Here is a 391-nt window from a genome sequence, read left to right on the forward strand (position 1 = left end):
GTAAGGATGCCTTATTTTGAGCGAAAATGCCTGTGTTTTCTTCATTTGCAGTTCGATGCTCGTTTGCTCTTCGTCGGGTATTTTGGTGGTCTGACGCAGTGTGACGCCTTTCGCTTTCCATTCCAATGTCGAAGGGATAAAAAGATTCACATAAAGTGAGCGGTTATCGCTGGTATAAATCATCTTTTGGAACTTGGTGGGGCTTTCGAGGCCTGTGCCGGTGCAACACCAGAACGAATTATACTCCGTGCCGTAGGTTTTAAAGCCACCCGGTTGTAATTTTGTTATGTAGGCAACCATGCCGCGTTCCGGTTCATAGGCACCCAGCAGGTGGTTGATTAATACACGCTCGTAGTAATCTATCATTTCCGGCTTGGCATAATCCTGATAC

1 protein-coding gene is annotated in these 391 nt (G+C 46.3%); it reads right to left on the reverse strand.

Features of this window, described 5'->3' with window-relative positions:
- The coding region (locus ASC50_RS05385; RefSeq protein WP_193391217.1) for a beta-L-arabinofuranosidase domain-containing protein at positions 1–391 on the reverse strand (391 nt) is incomplete at both ends.

The sequence above is a fragment of the Candidatus Symbiothrix dinenymphae genome, from assembly GCF_001431085.1.